Genomic DNA, 16124 nt, shown 5'->3' with positions numbered 1-16124 from the left:
CGATGGCTAAACCGCAACGCAAGCAAAACCAGGCCCAGGAAGAACGCGACGACGGCCTGCGTGAAAAAATGGTGTCGATCAACCGTGTCACCAAAGTGGTGAAGGGTGGTCGTATTCTCGGTTTCGCGGCTCTGACCGTGGTCGGTGACGGCGACGGCGGAATCGGCATGGGCAAGGGCAAGGCGCGTGAAGTGCCGGTGGCCGTGCAGAAGGCGATGGAAGAGGCGCGTCGCAAGATGGTTCGTGTGAGCCTTCGCGATGGCAGCTTCCATCATCCGATCGTCGGCCACCATGGCGCGTCGACCGTGCTGATCCAGCCGGCCGCAGCCGGTACCGGCATCATCGCCGGCGGTCCGATGCGTGCCGTGTTCGAAGTGATGGGCGTGACGGACGTCGTCGCCAAGTCGCTCGGCTCGTCGAATCCTTACAACCTCGTGCGCGCCACGCTTAACGGCCTGCTGCGCATGAGCACGCCGTCGGAGATTGCCGCCAAGCGCGGCAAGACCGTGGCGGACATTCTCGGCTGAGGTCTGTGATGGCTGATAAAACTCTGAAGGTCACTCTGGTGAAGAGCCTGATCGGTCGCAAGCAGGATCACCGCGCCACGGTGCGCGGCCTGGGTCTGCGCCGTCTGCATCACACCGTCGTCCTTGAGGACACGCCGGCAGTCCGCGGCATGGTCACCAAGGTGTCTTACCTGCTGAAGGTCGAGGCTTAAATGGAACTGAATGACATCAAGCCCGGCGAGGGCTCGAAGCACGCGCGCCGTCGCGTCGGTCGCGGCATGGGCAGTGGCCTGGGCAAGACCTGCGGCCGCGGCCACAAGGGTCAGAAGTCGCGTTCGGGCGGCTGGAAGAGCGTCGGTTTCGAAGGCGGCCAGATGCCGCTGCAGCGCCGTCTGCCGAAGCGTGGCTTCACGTCGCTGACGCGTGCCCGCAACGAGGAAGTCAATCTTTCGTCGCTGTCGCGTCTGCCGGTCGAGGACGTTGATCTGCTGGTGCTCAAGCAGTTTGGCCTCGTGTCTCGCGACGCGCTGTCTGCCAAGGTGGTTCTGTCGGGCGAGATCACCCGCCGCGTCGTGCTCAAGGGCATCGGTGCGACCAAGGGTGCGCGCGCGGCGATCGAAGCCGCTGGCGGCCAGGTCGGAGAGTAAGCGTTGGTTACTGCCGCCCAGCAGCCCGGCCGTAGCGCCAAGTTCGGTGATCTGTGGCGTCGCCTGTGGTTCCTCGCAGGCGCGCTGCTGGTCTATCGCCTCGGTGCGCACATTCCGGTCCCGGGTATCGATCCTGCTCGTCTCGCGGAATTGTTCCAGGGGCAGCAGGGCGGCATCCTCGGCGTGTTCAACCTTTTCTCCGGCGGTGCGCTGTCGCGTTTCACGATCTTCGCGCTGGGGATCATGCCGTACATCTCGGCGTCGATCATCATGCAGCTGCTCACCGTCGCAGTGCCGTCGCTTGAGGCGCTGAAGAAGGAAGGTGAGGCAGGGCGTCGCAAGATCACGCAGTACACGCGTTACGGCACTCTGGCGCTCGCACTGTTCCAGGCCTTCGGTATTTCCGTTGCGCTTGAATCGCAGCAGGGATTGGTGCTCGATCCGGGAATGATGTTCCGCTTCGTGACGATCTCGACTCTGATCACCGGGACAATGTTCCTGATGTGGTTGGGCGAACAGATCACCGAACGCGGCATTGGCAACGGGATCTCGATCATCATCTTTGCGGGTATTGCTGCGGGGCTTCCGGGTTCCATAGGCGGACTTCTCGAGCTGGTGAATACCGGTGCGATGCACGAGCTGACGGCGCTGTTCATCGTTGCGCTGGTGTTCGCTGTGACGGCCGTGGTGGTTTTCGTCGAACGCGGTCAGCGCAAGATCCTGGTCAACTACGCGAAGCGTCAGGTCGGCAACAAGGTGTATGGCGGACAGAGTTCGCACCTGCCCTTGAAGCTGAACATGGCCGGTGTCATTCCGCCGATTTTCGCGTCGTCGATCATCCTTTTCCCGGCGACGCTGGCGGGCTGGTTCGCAACGACGGACAGCACGCGCTGGCTGAAGGATTTGGCTGCCACGTTGTCGCCTGGACAGCCGATCTACGTGTTGCTGTACGCGACGGCAATCGTTTTCTTCTGCTTCTTCTATACGGCGCTGGTTTTCAACGCCAAGGAGACGGCGGACAACCTGAAGAAGAGCGGTGCCTTCGTTCCGGGCATCCGTCCGGGCGAACAGACGGCGCGCTATATCGACAAGATCCTGACGCGTCTTACCCTGGTCGGTGCGGTGTACATCACGCTGGTCTGTCTGCTGCCTGAGTTCCTGATCCTGAAGTGGAATGTTCCGTTCTACTTCGGCGGCACGTCGTTGCTGATCATCGTTGTAGTGACGATGGATTTCATGGCTCAGGTGCAGGCGTACGTGATGTCTCATCAGTACGAGAGCCTTCTGAAGAAGGCGAATTTCCGCGGGGCTGGGTTCCCGACGCGTTAGGTAGCTATGTCCAAGGAAGATGTCATTGAAATGCAGGGTGAAGTTGTTGAAACCCTGCCGAATGCGACGTTTCGCGTGAAGCTCGAAAACGGACACGTGGTTCTCGGGCACATATCCGGAAAGATGCGGATGCACTACATCCGCATTCTTCCCGGTGACAAGGTAACGGTGCAGCTCACGCCTTATGACCTGAGCAAAGGTCGCATCGTGTTTCGCGCCAAGTAGGTCCGGCGTTTGGTTCCAGTTGGAGAAATGGGATGAAAGTCCAAGCATCTGTAAAGCGCGTCTGCCGCAAGTGCAAGGTGATCCGTCGCCACGGTGTCGTCCGCATCATTTGTGCTGATCCGCGTCACAAGCAGCGTCAAGGTTGACGTTAGCTAGTGGTCTTTGATAACATTTAAGGTTTCGCTTTTCGGGGTGACTGCATGGCCCGTATCGCCGGCGTTAACATTCCTAACCACCAGCACACCGAGATCGCTCTGACGGCGATTTTCGGGGTTGGTCGTTCCCGCTCACAAAAGATTTGCGACGCTGCCGGCATTGCCCGCACGACGAAGATCAAGGACCTCTCGGAGGCCGAAATGGATCGGCTGCGGGAAGAGGTCGGCAAGTTCACCATCGAGGGTGACCTGCGCCGTGAAGTGACGATGAACATCAAGCGCCTGATGGATCTGGGCTGCTATCGCGGTGTTCGTCATCGTCGTGGCCTGCCGCTGCGTGGTCAGCGCACCCGCACGAATGCCCGCACCCGCAAGGGTCCGCGCAAGTCGATCGCTGGCGCCAAGAAATAAGCAATAGGACACGATCATGGTCAAGAGTGCTGCAAAAGTCCGGAAGAAGGTCAAGAAGAACGTCGCGGAAGGTATCGCGCACATTCACGCTTCCTTCAACAACACCATCATCACGATCACCGACCGTCAGGGCAACGCCCTGTCGTGGGCAACGTCGGGCGGCGCCGGCTTCAAGGGTTCGCGCAAGAGCACGCCGTTTGCAGCACAGGTGGCCGCAGAGGCCGCTGGCAAGGTCGCTGTCGAATGCGGTGTGAAGAACCTGGAAGTCCGCATCAAGGGTCCCGGCCCGGGTCGCGAGTCGGCCGTTCGTGCGCTGAATGCGCTCGGCATCAAGATTTCGTCGATCACCGACATCACGCCGATCCCGCACAACGGTTGCCGTCCGCCCAAGCGTCGGCGCATCTAAGAGGAATTAGAGAATGGCTCGTAATCTCGACGCGAAGTGCCGTCAATGCCGTCGTGAAGGCGAAAAGCTCTTCCTGAAGGGCGAAAAGTGCTTCACCGACAAGTGCGCCATCGAGCGCCGTTCGTATGCCCCGGGTCAGCACGGACAGAAGTCCGGCCAGCGTCTGTCCGGTTTCGGTCAGCAGCTGCGTGAAAAGCAGAAGATCCGTCGCATCTATGGCGTGCTCGAGCGTCAGTTCCGCCGCGTGTATGCCGAGGCCGAGCGCCGCAAGGGTCAGACCGGCGAGAACATGCTGCAACTGCTGGAAAGCCGCCTCGATACGGTTGCTTACCGCATGGGCTTTGGCGCTTCGCGTGCCGAGTCGCGTCAGGTCGTGCGTCACAACGGCGTGCTGGTCAATGGCAAGCGCGTCAACATCCCGTCGTACGAAGTGCGTCCGGGTGATGTGGTCGAGCTGACCGAACGTGCCAAGGGCCACCTGCGCTCGAAGGGCGCGCTCGAAGCTCAGGCTTCGCGCGGTTTCCCTGAGTGGCTGGATGTCGATTCCAAGGCTGCTCGCGGCGTGTTCAAGTCGCTGCCGGCCCGTACCGACCTGCCCTCGACGATCAACGAAAGTCTGGTCGTCGAACTGTACTCCCGCTGATCGCTGGTGCGATCAGCCTGCTGACGTCACTGAGGACTGCAGATGCAAAGCAATGCTCTCTTGAAACCGCGAATCATTGACGTACAAAATCTTTCCCCGGCTCACGCACGCGTTGTGATGGAGCCGTTCGAACGCGGGTTCGGGCACACGCTGGGCAACGCGCTCCGTCGCATTCTCCTGTCGTCGATGCCTGGCTACGCGCCGACCGAAGTGCAGATCGAAGGCGTGCTGCACGAGTACTCGACGCTGGATGGCGTGCGTGAAGACGTGGTCGACATCCTGCTGAATCTGAAGGGTGTCGTACTGAAGCTGCACAACCGCTCCGAGGCCTACCTGCGCCTGTCGCGTAACGGCGAAGGCGTCGTGACGGCTGGCGATATCGAGGTCACGCACGATGTCGAGATCGTCAATCCGGAACACGTGATCGCTCACGTTGCGCCGGGTGGCAAGCTGGATCTCCAGTTCAAGATCGAACAGGGCCGTGGTTACGTGCCGGGTACCGTTCGTCAGAGCTCTTCGGAGAACAAGGCGATCGGTCACATCGTTCTCGATGCGAGCTTCAGCCCGGTTCGCCGCGTGAGCTATTCGGTTGAGTCGGCGCGCGTCGAACAGCGTACCGACCTCGATCGTCTGGTGATGGATGTCGAAACCAACGGTGCTGTCGAGCCGGAAGAGGCGGTGCGCTACGCTGCCCGCGTCCTGGTTGATCAGCTGTCGGTGTTCGCTGAGCTGGAAGGCACGGCTCCGGCCGTCGAGCAGCGCAAGCCGGCGGTGATCGATCCGATCCTGCTGCGCCCGGTCGATGACCTGGAGCTGACGGTGCGTTCGGCGAACTGTCTCAAGGCCGAGAACATCTATTACATCGGCGATCTGATCCAGCGAACCGAGAACGAACTGCTGAAGACCCCGAACCTGGGTCGCAAGTCGCTGAACGAAATCAAGGAAGTACTTGCCTCGCGTGGTCTCACGCTGGGCATGAAGCTCGAGAACTGGCCGCCTGCCGGCCTCGATCGGGCATAACACCATACCGGCGCACCGCGCCGGATACAAGATGAACCGGCCACCTGCCTGACCCGCGGTGGCCGCATAATTTATACGGAGTCATCATGCGTCATCGTAACGGTCTCAGAAAGCTTAACCGCACCAGCTCGCATCGCGAAGCGATGTTCCGCAACATGGCCGTGTCGCTGCTGCGCCACGAGGCCATCAAGACCACGGTTCCGAAGGCCAAGGAACTGCGCCGCGTCGTCGAGCCGCTGATCAACCTCGGCAAGACGCCGAACCTGTCGAACCGCCGCCTCGCCTTCTCGCGTCTGCGTGACCGCGAAGTCGTGTGCAAGATCTTCGACGTGCTGGGCCCCCGCTACGCTAACCGCAATGGCGGTTACCTGAGCATCCTTAAGATGGGCTTCCGCGTCGGCGACAATGCGCCGATGGCATTCGTCCAGCTGATGGATCGCCCGGACGAAAGTGCGGAGCCGGTTGAAGTCGCCGAGTAAGCGAATTCCATCGGTGCCAAACAAAAAGCCCCGCGATGCGGGGCTTTTTGTTTCGGCGTCGTTCGCACACTGTCGCGTAGTGGAGTGTGCGTGATGGAGTCGCGGCGTCAGGCCGCGCTGGCGCTGTCGTCCTGCCAGAGGGGCGTGTGCTGCTGCAGGACTTCATGGAATACGTCACCGAGCATCACGAGCACCGGCCCCTCGGGTGTTCCCGCGGTGCCCAGCAAGGCGCCGATCGGTTGTTCCGACAGCCCCTGAAGCGTCGTGAAGCCCTCGCGCGATGCCGGGTGACTCGCGTTCTCGACCAGCGCTACCGGAGTAGACGGGTCGCGCCCGTAGCTCATCAGTTCGCGTGCAATCGCCATCGATTCGTGCGCGGCCATGTAAAGCGCCAGCGTCGGTGTGTCGGCATTGGCGCGCAGCGCCTGAGAGGGGTGTTCGCCCTCGCCGGCACGCGGCGTCAGCAGCGCAACGCTGCGTGCGATGCCCCGACGCGTCAGCGATACGCGGAGCTGCGCGCTGGCGGCGCTGGCCGCTGTGATGCCCGGAACAACCTCGTACTCGATACCCGCTGCGGCCAGCGCATCCATCTCTTCCTGAGCGCGACCGAACAGCATCGGATCGCCGCCCTTGAGACGCACTACCCGGGCATGCGTGCGCGCGGCGTGGATGAGCTTCTGGTTGATGAAGCGCTGAGCGGTGGACTGCTTGCCGCAGCGCTTGCCGACAGCAATGTGCTTGGCCTGAGGTGCGAGCGACAGCACGTCGTCGCCGATCAGCGCGTCGTGCAGCACGACCTCGGCTTCGGCGAGCAGCCGGACCGCGCGGACGGTCAGCAGGTCTACGGCGCCCGGACCGGCGCCGACCAGCCAGACCTTGCCAGAAGAGCGGTGTTCAGCCGGCTTTGACATGGAGACCGCACTCCTTGCTTTCCGGGTTCTCCCACCACCAGCGTCCGGCGCGGATGTCCTCGCCCGGCGAGATCGCTCGGGTACAGGGCTGGCAGCCGATGCTCGGGAAGAAGCGCTCGTGCAGTTCGTTGTACGGGACTTCGTGCGTATGGATGTAGACCCACACCTCGCGCTCGGTCCAGTCGGACAGCGGATTGAACTTCTCGATACCGTGACCTTCGTCGAATTCGCGCGTTGGGAGTGCGCTCCGCGTCGCCGATTGCTGGGCCCGCATGCCGGTGATCCAGGCCTTCTTGCCGGCCAGCGCCCGCTTCAGCGGCTCGACCTTGCGCATCGCACAGCAGGCCTTGCGCAGGTCCACCGAGTTGTAGAAGGCGTTGATGCCGTGCTTGCGCACGTACTCTTCAACCGCCTCGTGACGCGGAAAGAAGGTGACCGGGCGCGCACCGTAGTGCTGTTCCGCCTTCGCCATCAGGTCGTAGGTCTCGGGCGGCAGGCGGCCGGTGTCCAGCGTGAAGATCTCGATCTCGAGTGCGTTGCGCTGGATCAGGTCGGTCAGCACCATGTCTTCCGCGCCCATGCTGCTGGCGAAGCCGATGGGCTGGAACTCGGCGGCGGCCTGCCTCAGCAGTTCGGTCGCCGCCGCGGTCTTCTGCGCCACCGTCGCGCGCATCGCGTCGGTGATGTTCGGATGGATCAGCGGGTTCTTCATGCGATCGCCTTCTGCCCAATGCGCCGACGGAACACTGGCGTGATGCCGTCGGTGGAGGTCTGGTAGGGCGTGGTGAAGTCGTTCAGCGCAGCAATGCAGCGCTCCGGCTTCTGGTCGGCGCGCAGCAGATAGGCGTCGAAGCCGGTGCGGCGGAAGAAGAACATCTGGTCGCGCAGCACGTCGCCCAGCGCGCGCAATTCGTTGCGGTAGCCGTAACGGGTGCGCAGGATGAAGGCGATCGAAAAGCCGCGGCCGTCGATGAACTTGGGGAAGTTCACGCCGATCAACGGCAGCCGGTTCAGATCGCCGCCGAGGCTTTCCGCCAGTTCGGCCGGTTCCTCGTGACTGTCCAGCCAGACCGCGATCTCGCCCGCGGCAACGCGTGCCGCAAGCTCTTCACGACGGCGCAGCCACACGGTCAGCGGGATCATTACCTTGCCGGCCGGCACTTCACAGGCGGCGACCACGTCCTCGGGTGCGGCCGGTTCACCGGTCAGCTTGAACATGACAACCTTGCCGGCGGCCTTGCGCACCGGTTCGGTCGACTCCGGCAGTTTCACCCAGGTCCATTCGTTCTCTGCGAGCGCGTTGTCGCGGATCAGGTCAGCCATGGGCCACCTCGGCTTTCTTTGCGGTTTCGCCGTACACGCGGGCCTTGAACGGCGCGACGCCGAGCCGGCGTACGGTGTCGAGGAAGCGCTCTTCCGGCGTGCGCGCCTCGACATAGGTTTCGATGAGCTTCTTGATCACGCCCGGCACTTCGTCCGCTGCGAACGACGGGCCGATCACGTCGCCGAGCGACGTGGTGTTGCCCTGGGCGCCGCCGATCGACACCTGGTACCACTCGGAACCGGCCTTATCGACGCCGAGAATGCCGATATGGCCGACGTGATGGTGACCACAGGAATTCATGCAGCCGGAAATGTTCAGCTCCAGGTCGCCAATGTCGTACAGGTAGTCCAGATCGTCGAACTCGGCCTGGATCGCCTGCGCGATCGGGATGGACTTGGCATTCGCCAGCGAGCAGAAGTCGCCGCCCGGGCAGCAGATCATGTCGGTCAGCAGCCCGATATTGGGCGTCGCCAGTCCGTGCGCGCGCGCGCCCTGCCACAGGTCGTAAAGGTCGGCCAGCGCTACGTCGGCCAGCACCAGGTTCTGTTCGTGCGTCACGCGCAGTTCGCCGAAGCTGTAGCGGTCGGCGAGATCGGCGACGGCTTCCATCTGTTCCGACGTGATGTCGCCCGGTGCGACGCCGTGCGGCTTCAGCGACAGCGTGACCGAGCGGTAGCCCGGACGCTTGTGCGCACGCACGCAGCGCGACACCCAGCGGGCGAAGGCGCGGTCTTCGGCGAGGTGCGCATCGAAGGACGCATCGCGCGCGGGACGGGCGGGGGCGTCGGGATCCGAGAACGCGGCGCGGGCCAGATCGAGTTCGGCTTCGGTGACGGTGGCGATGCCGTCGCGCTCCAGCTTCCATTCCTCATTGACCTGGCGCGCGAACTCTTCGGCGCCGATCGCCTTGACCAGGATCTTGATGCGCGCCTTGTAGGCGTTGTCGCGGCGGCCGTAGCGGTTGTAGACGCGCAGCACGGCATCGAGATAGGTCGGCAGGTGCGGCCAGGGCAGGGCGTCGTGAATGACGCTGCCCAGTATCGGCGTGCGACCCATGCCGCCGCCGACGATGACGCGTACCAGCACTTCGCCCTTGTCGTCGCGGTAAAGATGCAGGCCGACGTCGTGCGCATAGGTCACCGCACGGTCTTCAAGCGTGCCGCTGACGGCGATCTTGAACTTGCGCGGCAGGAAGGCGAATTCCGGATGGAAGGTCGACCACTGGCGCAGCACCTCGCAGTACGGACGCGGATCGACGATCTCGTCCGGCGCCACGCCGGCGAACGGATCGGTCGTGATGTTGCGGATGCAGTTGCCCGAGGTCTGGATGGCGTGCATTTCCACCGTCGCCAGTTCGGCCAGGATGTCGGCGGTGTCCTCCAACTTCGGCCAGTTCAGCTGCATGTTCTGGCGCGTCGTGAAGTGACCGTAGCCGCGGTCGTAGCGGCGGGCAATGTCGGCCAGCTTGCGCAACTGCACACTGGACAGCATGCCGTAGGGTACGGCGATGCGCAGCATCGGCGCATGGCGCTGGATGTAGAGGCCGTTCTGCAGACGCAGCGGGCGGAATTCGTCTTCCGACAGTTCGCCGGCCAGATTGCGCTGCAACTGGTCGCGATACTGGGCGACGCGCTCCATCACCAGAGCGCGGTCGTAATCGTCGTAGCGATACATAAGGGTGGTCCAGTCATGGGTGTCCGACCCATGCCGGACTACCCGTTGCCCTCTTTCAGCCTAGAAGGTTCAGGCTCAGTTTTCCGCCGATGCCGAACAGCATGCTGGCCAGCAGCGGACGCAGGAATCGTTCGGGCATGCGCGCCGCGATCTGGCTGCCGAGCGCGATGCCGGGCAGCGAACCGACCAGCAGTGCGCCGAGCAGCGTCCAGTCGACATTGCCCAGCCACCAGTGGCCCATGCCGGCCACCAGGGTCAGCGGCACGGCATGCGCGATGTCGCTGCCGACGATGCGCACGGCAGACAGCCGCGGATAGAGAAATACCAGTGCCGCCGTGCCAAGCGCGCCAGCGCCCACCGAAGAGATCGTCACCAGCAGACCCAGCACTGCGCCGGTGGCGATGGTCAGCACCCGCAGATGGCGTTCGCGGAATTCGCCGATGCCCGGCCGCTCGGCCAGAGCCTGCAGACGGGCTCGGAAAAGCAGCGCGCACGCAGTCAGAACAAGCGCCACACCGAGCGTACCGCTGATCAGCGACTGGCTGCCATAGGCCGAGCCGGAATGCGTCGATAACCACCACAGCGTCAGCGCCGCCGCCGGCACGCTGCCGGTGCCCAGCGCAGCGACGATGCGCCAATCCACTGTTCCATTGCGACCATGCACGACCGCACCGCCGGCCTTGGTCACGGCCGCGTACAGCAGATCGGTGCCGACCGCGACCGCCGGGTGGATACCGAACAGCAGCACCAGCAGCGGCGTCATCAGCGAACCGCCGCCCACGCCGGTCAGACCGACGATGGCGCCGACGAAAAAGCCCGCGACCGAATAACCGAAATCCATGAATGCACTTTCTGCACTTTAAGGCGACCGAGGGTAGCGGCCTTCGAAGATAATTGGAAATGCTTTGAAGTAAGATCGAAATGACTTCCAGTGCTAATTGGAGTGGGACATGAACCTGCAACAGCTGCGTTACATCGCCGAAGTCGCCCAGCGCAACCTGAACGTGTCCGAGGCGGCGCGCGCGCTGCACACCTCGCAGTCCGGCGTGTCGCGGCAGATCAGCCTGCTGGAGGAGGAGCTTGGCGTCGATGTGTTCGTGCGCCAGGGCAAGCGACTGGTGGCGATCACCCGACCCGGCGAGGAGGTGGTCGCCATTGCCCGCCGCATGCTGCGCGACATCGGCGCGCTGCGTCAGGTTGGTGATGAATACGCCAGCGGCGACCTGGGGCGGCTGTCGATCGCCACTACCCATACCCAGGCGCGCTACGTGCTGCCGCGCGTGCTGTCGGAGTTCCTGCGCGCCCACCCCGGGGTGCAGATCGAACTGCACCAGGGCAATCCGACGCAATGCTGCGAATTCGTGCTGTCCGGCGCGGCGGATCTGGCGATCGCGACCGAAGCGATCGACGACTACGAACAATTGGTCAGCCTGCCCTGTTACCAGTGGAACCGCTGCCTGATCGCGCCACCCGGTCATCCGCTGCTCGACGTGAAACCGCTGACACTGGAAGCGATCGCCGCCTGGCCGCTGATCACCTACGACTTTTCCTTCACCGGCGGATCGCGCGTGAACCAGACCTTTGCCGAGCGCGGGCTGACGCCGCGTGTAGCGCTCAGCGCGATCGACGCCGACATCATCAAGACCTACGTGGCGCTGGGTCTCGGCGTCGGCATCGTCGCGCAGATGGCGTTCGATCCGGAGCAGGACCGCGGACTGCGCGCGGTCGATTGCGCCCATCTGTTCGAGTCGAGCACCACGCGTATCGGTCTGCACCGCAACGCCTGGTTGCGCGGCTACACCTACGCCTTCATCGAGGCCTTCGCCGCCTCGCTCACCCGTGATGTGGTCGACCGGGCGCTCGGCCGCGGCTGAAGGTTTTCATCGGCCGGTAACTTCGCCGGGCGACAGTGTCGGAATTGTTTCCACTCAAGATCCGACCATGACCGTGGCGCCCCTGCATCCCCTCCATCTCGATCCGACCGGCCGACATGCCGTACTGACCGGCGTCACCTACCTTGCAAGCGCACCGCTGCAGGCAAAGGACGGGCGCTGCGTGCTCTATCTGACCGAGGCCGCCCAGCCCGAGCACGTCTATAAATTCATCGGCCCGCTGCCGGATGGTGGGGCGCTGCAACATGGCGCGCTCTACGTCGCACGACTGGGCGACGCCGGCCACGGGCGCTGGTTGCCGCTGGTGCCCGCGCGCCAGGGCTTCCTGCTATGGGACGCACAGCTGAACGTGGCCGATGTGCTGGCCCGCCCTGCCGACGCCGCCCGCCGGGCGGGCGCCAGCCGCATCGACGCGCTGTTCTGCGTGCAGGCGCGCGCGGACGGTGGTCAGCTTCTCTTGTGCGACCACGCTGGCGCGGCACTGGTCTGGCGCGAGGCGCTGGGCGATGCGGCCAGTCTCAGCTTTGCCTGGCAAGGGGCGGCGCCGTGCAGCGACAGGCCCGCCGCAGCGCTTTCGCCGGATCGCACTCGCCACGATACGCAGCCGGTCGCGGGCTGACCGGCCTGCGCACGCCGTCCTCCGCGCGGCTCCCGTGACGCGGTCGCGGGCGGCAGCGGCGGGCTGCGGCCTATACTCCGGCGTCTGTTTACATCGACAGCCGCCCATGACCCGCTTCCGCTTCTCCCTCGTCGCAGCGCTGTGCGCTGCCGGTCTGCTTGGCGCCGGACCGCTGCAGGCGGCCGACGGTGCCAGCCGCTACTACGAGGATGCCCTGGTCCGCTTCGAACGCAAGGACGACGCCGGCGCCATCATCCAGCTCAAGAACGCGCTGAAGGCCGATCCCGGCTTTCTCGCCGCGCACATGCTCATGGGGCGTGCAGCGCTGCGCAAGGGTGACTACGCAGCGGCCGAGGTCGCGCTGAACGAGGCGCGTCAGCGCGGCGTGTCGCGTGCCGAGTACATCGTTCCGCTGGCGAACCTGCTGGTATCGACCGGGCGCCAGAAGGAAGTGATCGACACGCTGTCGCCGGACGATCTGCCGCCCGGAATCCGCTACGAAGTGATCGTGCTGCGCGCCAAGGCGCATCTGGAACTGGGCCAGTATCCGCAGGCCTTGTCGACGGTGCGCGAGGCGCGTGCGCTGAATCCGTCGTCCGCCTCGGCGGTCGTGATGGAGTCGCGCATTGCGCTTCAGGCTGGTCGCCCTGCGGAGGCGGCCACGCTGGCCGAACAGGCGACCACGCTGGCACCCAATGATTCCGACGCCTGGGGCATGCGTGCCGCGGTTGCCTACGCGATCGCACAATTGCCGGCGGCGCTGTCGCATTACGACCGCGCGCTGCAGCTGGCTCCCGACAACAGCGAAGCGCTGCTCGGCCGCAGCTCGGTGCTGATGGACCTCGGGCGCATGCCGGAGGCCAAGCAGTCCCTGCTGACCTTGTCCAAAGTCGATGTGAACGAGCCGCGCTCAGCTTATCTGCGCGCGGTGATCGCCGAATCGGAGGGCGACCGTGCAGCGGCGCGCAAGCTGCTCGGCGAGGTGGTCGGGCTGATCGATCCTTTGCCGCGCTCGGTCCTGACCAGCCGCTCCCATCTGGCGCTGATCGCCGGCCTGTCACATCTGAGCCTCGGTGGGGCGGTCAAGGCCAAGGAGTATTTCGAATTGCACATCCGCTTCTTCCCGTCGCAGATGGCGGCACGCAAGCCCCTGGCGTCGCTGCAGATCGCGATGGGTGAAGCGGCCGCGGCCGTGTCGACGCTCGAACCGCTGATGCGTACGGCAAGCGGTGCGCGTGATCCCGAGGCACTGACGCTGATGGCCAGCGCGTACAGCCGCCTGAAGCGCCACCAGCAGGCGACCGAACTGCTCGAGCAGGCGGCAAAGCTGGGCGCGTCCTCGCAGACCCAGACCTCGCTCGGGTTGAGCCTGATCGACGCGAAGCAGACTGCGCTCGGCATCGAGCAACTGCGCAATGTGCTGAAACAGGATCCCGGTCAGGCGCGCGCCAGCACCGCGCTGGCGCTCGTTGCGCTGCGCGACAGCCAGCCGCGCAAGGCGGTCGAACTGATGGAGGCGGTGGTCAAACGCGAGCCGGACAATCTCGCGGCGCTGAACCTGCTTGGTGTGTCGCGCGCGGCGGCCGGCGACTTCGCCGGCGCACGCAAGGCCTACGACAAGGCACTCGCCGCCGACCGCAATTTCGACAGCGTCAAGCTCAACCTGGCCAAGCTCGAAGTTGCCGAGGGCAAGCCCGATCAGGCTCGTGCGCGCCTCGATGCGTTGATCAAGGAAAAACCCAACAGCGCCTCGGCGCTTTACGAAAAGGCCATGCTCGACGCCGCGACAGGGCGCGCCGCGGACGCGCTGCGCGGCCTCGAAACCCTGCACGACAAGCACCGCAACCATGTCGAAGGCCATGTCGCGCTGATCGAGCTCTACCTGCAGACCGGCGCGTCGGACAAGGCGCTGGAAGCAGCCAAGGGCGTCAGCCAGGGACAGCCGGGCTATCTGGCCATCCAGGCGGCACTGGCCCGTGTGCAGCTGGCGCGCGGCGACGCGGCCGGCGCGCGTGCCACGCTGACCTCGATGACCCGGGTTGCCGATTTCGATCCGTCAGCCCAGTACCGCATCGCCCAGCTGCAGCGCATGGCCGGCAATCCGGCCGGCGCCAGCTACAGTCTGGAGAAGGCCCTGCAGGGCGATCCGAACTATCTGCCCGCCAGAATCATGCAGGGCGAGCAGATGCTGGCCGAAGGGCAGCTCGACAAGGCGGAGGCGCGTGCGCAGGAACTGCTCAAGTCACCGGCCGCGCCCGCCGAGGTGCACCGACTGGCGGGCGATGTCGCGATGGCGCGCGGCCAGTGGCAGAACGCGATCACCCACTACCGGAACGGCCTCGGCAAGGGCGGCAACGTCGAACTGGCGGGGGGGCTGTACGAAGCGCATCGTCGTGCCGGCAACGCGGCCCAAGGGCGGGCGGCAGTGGAGACGCTGGTCAAGGAGCGTCCGCGCGATCTGGCATTCAAGCTGCTGCTGTCGCAGGCGCAGACCGACGCCGGCATGCTGCGCGAGGCAAAGGCAACACTGGAAGCCGTGCTGAAAACGGGCGGCGATTCGGCGCCGGTGCTCAACAACCTGGCCAATCTGCAATGGCAGACCAAAGACGCAGCTGCGCAAGCGACGGCCGAACGCGCGTTCAAACTGGCGCCGGCAGACCCGCTGGTGCTCGACACGCTGGGCTGGATACTGGCGCAGAAGGGCCAGACTGACGCCAGCCTGCGCCACTTGCGCGAGGCGCGATTGCGCAGTCCGCAGAACCCGGAAATCCGCTATCACCTCGCCTGGGTGCTGGCGAAGACCGGCCGGAAGGCAGAGGCCCTGCAGGAACTGGACGCCGCGCTGCAGCCGGGCCGGACCTTCCCGGATGCGGACAAGGCCAGGGCGCTGCGCAGCGAGCTCGGCGGACGATGAAACATCTTGTCGAAATTATTTACAGCACACATTTTCACAGTCTTCATGTTGTTGTTTTTAAAAGATTAAGTACTTCTGGCCCTAAAATTGCTAGGAAGGTATCAAGACAGCAATGTCCCCTTCTGACCAAGGAAAGACAATGAACAAGAAACTGATCAATGCAATCGGCGCCGTGGTGATCGCGGGTTTTGCCGGTGCGGCCTCGGCGGCGCAGTACAGCTGGTCGTTCACCTCGACCGCTACCTCGCACGTCGGCGCCAGTGGTTTCGGCTCCAACATCTCCGAATATTCGTCGATGACCTACACCAACGGCGCAGGCCAGTCGGTGAACATCCAGGGCTTCGCCAACACCGCTTCGGGTTCGACCATCGAGCGCGCCTACCTGACCTACCAGGGCAGCAGCGGTCTGGGCATGACGAGCCGTGATTCCTCGTGGAACAACGAGGTCGACAACTACGGTTCCGCGACCTATCCCGATCACGCCATGGACAACGAAGGCGCGATGGAAGGCATGCTGTTCTCGTTCGGTTCTGAAATGAATCTGAATCTGGTCGACATCGGCTGGTTCAGCGGCGATTCCGACATCACGGTGTATGCCTACACCGGTGCTTCCGTGGCGGACATCAACAGCACGGTGACGGGCAAGACCTTCTCGACGCTGAGCGGCTGGACCAAGATCGGTGATTTCACCGGCAACAGCGATCCGCGCAGCACGACCAACGGCACCTACTCGCGCTACTGGCTGGTGACGCCGGGTTCGTCGTCGGACTACAAGGACTACATCAAGCTGGCCGGCGTGACCGCAACGACCAAGCCGACCACGCCGCCGCCGGCCGTTCCGGAACCGGCTTCGCTGGCGCTGATCGGCACCGCACTGGCAGGCATGATTGCCGTGCGTCGTCGCAAGACGGCCTGAGCGGATCTCCCCGCACCTGAAAAAACCGCGCTTCGGCGCGGTTTTTTTTCGCC

The 16124-nt window shown here is 64.3% G+C and carries 20 protein-coding genes; 15 read left to right on the top strand and 5 right to left on the bottom strand.

The window, feature by feature from the left end:
- Positions 1–2: 2 nt before the first annotated feature.
- The 11 genes from rpsE to rplQ all read left to right on the top strand — a co-directional run bounded on the left by rpsE (position 3) and on the right by rplQ (position 5821).
- Complete coding sequence (gene rpsE, locus IV112_RS03870; protein ID WP_304001125.1) at positions 3–527, top strand: 30S ribosomal protein S5; 525 nt, start codon at positions 3–5, stop codon at positions 525–527.
- An 8-nt stretch (positions 528–535) separates the two neighbouring features.
- A complete protein-coding gene (rpmD, locus tag IV112_RS03865) occupies positions 536–718 on the top strand; it encodes a 50S ribosomal protein L30 (RefSeq protein WP_425762881.1) in 183 nt (60 codons plus the stop codon).
- The gene (gene rplO, locus IV112_RS03860) at positions 719–1153 is read left to right on the top strand and encodes a 50S ribosomal protein L15 (protein WP_019919616.1); all 435 of its coding nucleotides are present in this window, start codon (positions 719–721) and stop codon (positions 1151–1153) included.
- A 3-nt stretch (positions 1154–1156) separates the two neighbouring features.
- Positions 1157–2482, top strand: coding sequence for a preprotein translocase subunit SecY (gene secY / locus IV112_RS03855; RefSeq protein WP_019919615.1), 1326 nt, complete (start codon positions 1157–1159; stop codon positions 2480–2482).
- 6 nt (positions 2483–2488) lie between these two features.
- The gene (gene infA, locus IV112_RS03850; RefSeq protein WP_008061745.1) at positions 2489–2707 is read left to right on the top strand and encodes a translation initiation factor IF-1; all 219 of its coding nucleotides are present in this window, start codon (positions 2489–2491) and stop codon (positions 2705–2707) included.
- A gap of 32 nt (positions 2708–2739) precedes the next feature.
- Positions 2740–2853, top strand: coding sequence for a 50S ribosomal protein L36 (rpmJ, locus tag IV112_RS03845; protein WP_081627205.1), 114 nt, complete (start codon positions 2740–2742; stop codon positions 2851–2853).
- A 54-nt stretch (positions 2854–2907) separates the two neighbouring features.
- Positions 2908–3273 carry a 30S ribosomal protein S13 gene (gene rpsM, locus IV112_RS03840; RefSeq protein ID WP_019919614.1) on the top strand — a complete coding sequence of 122 codons (366 nt, stop codon included), beginning with the start codon at positions 2908–2910 and terminating at the stop codon, positions 3271–3273.
- A gap of 16 nt (positions 3274–3289) precedes the next feature.
- On the top strand, positions 3290–3679 hold the full coding sequence (gene rpsK, locus IV112_RS03835) for a 30S ribosomal protein S11 (protein WP_008061749.1): 390 nt from the start codon (positions 3290–3292) through the stop codon (positions 3677–3679).
- A 13-nt stretch (positions 3680–3692) separates the two neighbouring features.
- Positions 3693–4322, top strand: coding sequence for a 30S ribosomal protein S4 (gene rpsD, locus IV112_RS03830; RefSeq protein ID WP_019919613.1), 630 nt, complete (start codon positions 3693–3695; stop codon positions 4320–4322).
- A gap of 42 nt (positions 4323–4364) precedes the next feature.
- Complete coding sequence (locus IV112_RS03825) at positions 4365–5342, top strand: DNA-directed RNA polymerase subunit alpha (protein ID WP_024300631.1); 978 nt, start codon at positions 4365–4367, stop codon at positions 5340–5342.
- A gap of 86 nt (positions 5343–5428) precedes the next feature.
- Positions 5429–5821, top strand: a complete 393-nt coding sequence (gene rplQ / locus IV112_RS03820; protein ID WP_020647632.1) for a 50S ribosomal protein L17 — start codon at positions 5429–5431, stop codon at positions 5819–5821.
- Positions 5822–5928: 107 nt separating this feature from the next.
- On the opposite strand, the gene cobA is transcribed toward rplQ, so the two are convergent.
- From cobA to IV112_RS03795, 5 genes are read right to left on the bottom strand one after another with little or no spacing between them, the layout of a single operon-like run.
- Complete coding sequence (cobA, locus tag IV112_RS03815) at positions 5929–6732, bottom strand: uroporphyrinogen-III C-methyltransferase (protein ID WP_304001123.1); 804 nt, start codon at positions 6730–6732, stop codon at positions 5929–5931.
- A complete protein-coding gene (locus IV112_RS03810) occupies positions 6716–7444 on the bottom strand; it encodes a phosphoadenylyl-sulfate reductase (RefSeq protein WP_304001122.1) in 729 nt (242 codons plus the stop codon). Before IV112_RS03810 ends, cobA begins: the two co-directional genes overlap by 17 nt.
- The gene (locus tag IV112_RS03805) at positions 7441–8055 is read right to left on the bottom strand and encodes a DUF934 domain-containing protein (protein ID WP_304001121.1); all 615 of its coding nucleotides are present in this window, start codon (positions 8053–8055) and stop codon (positions 7441–7443) included. The genes IV112_RS03810 and IV112_RS03805 overlap by 4 nt, the downstream gene beginning before the upstream one ends.
- Positions 8048–9730 (bottom strand): nitrite/sulfite reductase, encoded by a 1683-nt coding sequence (locus IV112_RS03800; protein WP_304001120.1) that lies wholly within the window; start codon positions 9728–9730, stop codon positions 8048–8050. The genes IV112_RS03805 and IV112_RS03800 overlap by 8 nt, the downstream gene beginning before the upstream one ends.
- A gap of 55 nt (positions 9731–9785) precedes the next feature.
- On the bottom strand, positions 9786–10571 hold the full coding sequence (locus IV112_RS03795) for a sulfite exporter TauE/SafE family protein (RefSeq protein ID WP_304001119.1): 786 nt from the start codon (positions 10569–10571) through the stop codon (positions 9786–9788).
- Between the two features lie 109 nt (positions 10572–10680).
- On the opposite strand from IV112_RS03795, the gene IV112_RS03790 reads away from it, so the two are divergent.
- The 4 genes from IV112_RS03790 (at position 10681) to xdp1 (ending at position 16071) form a co-directional block, all read left to right on the top strand.
- The gene (locus IV112_RS03790) at positions 10681–11604 is read left to right on the top strand and encodes a CysB family HTH-type transcriptional regulator (RefSeq protein ID WP_304001118.1); all 924 of its coding nucleotides are present in this window, start codon (positions 10681–10683) and stop codon (positions 11602–11604) included.
- Positions 11605–11671: 67 nt separating this feature from the next.
- The gene (locus tag IV112_RS03785) at positions 11672–12241 is read left to right on the top strand and encodes an alkaline phosphatase PhoX (protein ID WP_304001117.1); all 570 of its coding nucleotides are present in this window, start codon (positions 11672–11674) and stop codon (positions 12239–12241) included.
- A 106-nt stretch (positions 12242–12347) separates the two neighbouring features.
- Positions 12348–15155 (top strand): XrtA/PEP-CTERM system TPR-repeat protein PrsT, encoded by a 2808-nt coding sequence (gene prsT / locus IV112_RS03780; RefSeq protein ID WP_304001116.1) that lies wholly within the window; start codon positions 12348–12350, stop codon positions 15153–15155.
- 139 nt (positions 15156–15294) lie between these two features.
- On the top strand, positions 15295–16071 hold the full coding sequence (xdp1, locus tag IV112_RS03775) for an exosortase-dependent surface protein XDP1 (protein WP_304001115.1): 777 nt from the start codon (positions 15295–15297) through the stop codon (positions 16069–16071).
- Positions 16072–16124: the final 53 nt, after the last annotated feature.

Source organism: Methyloversatilis discipulorum (assembly GCF_018780585.1).
Lineage (GTDB): Bacteria > Pseudomonadota > Gammaproteobacteria > Burkholderiales > Rhodocyclaceae > Methyloversatilis > Methyloversatilis discipulorum_B.
This window is presented reverse-complemented; position numbering and strand designations above follow the sequence as displayed.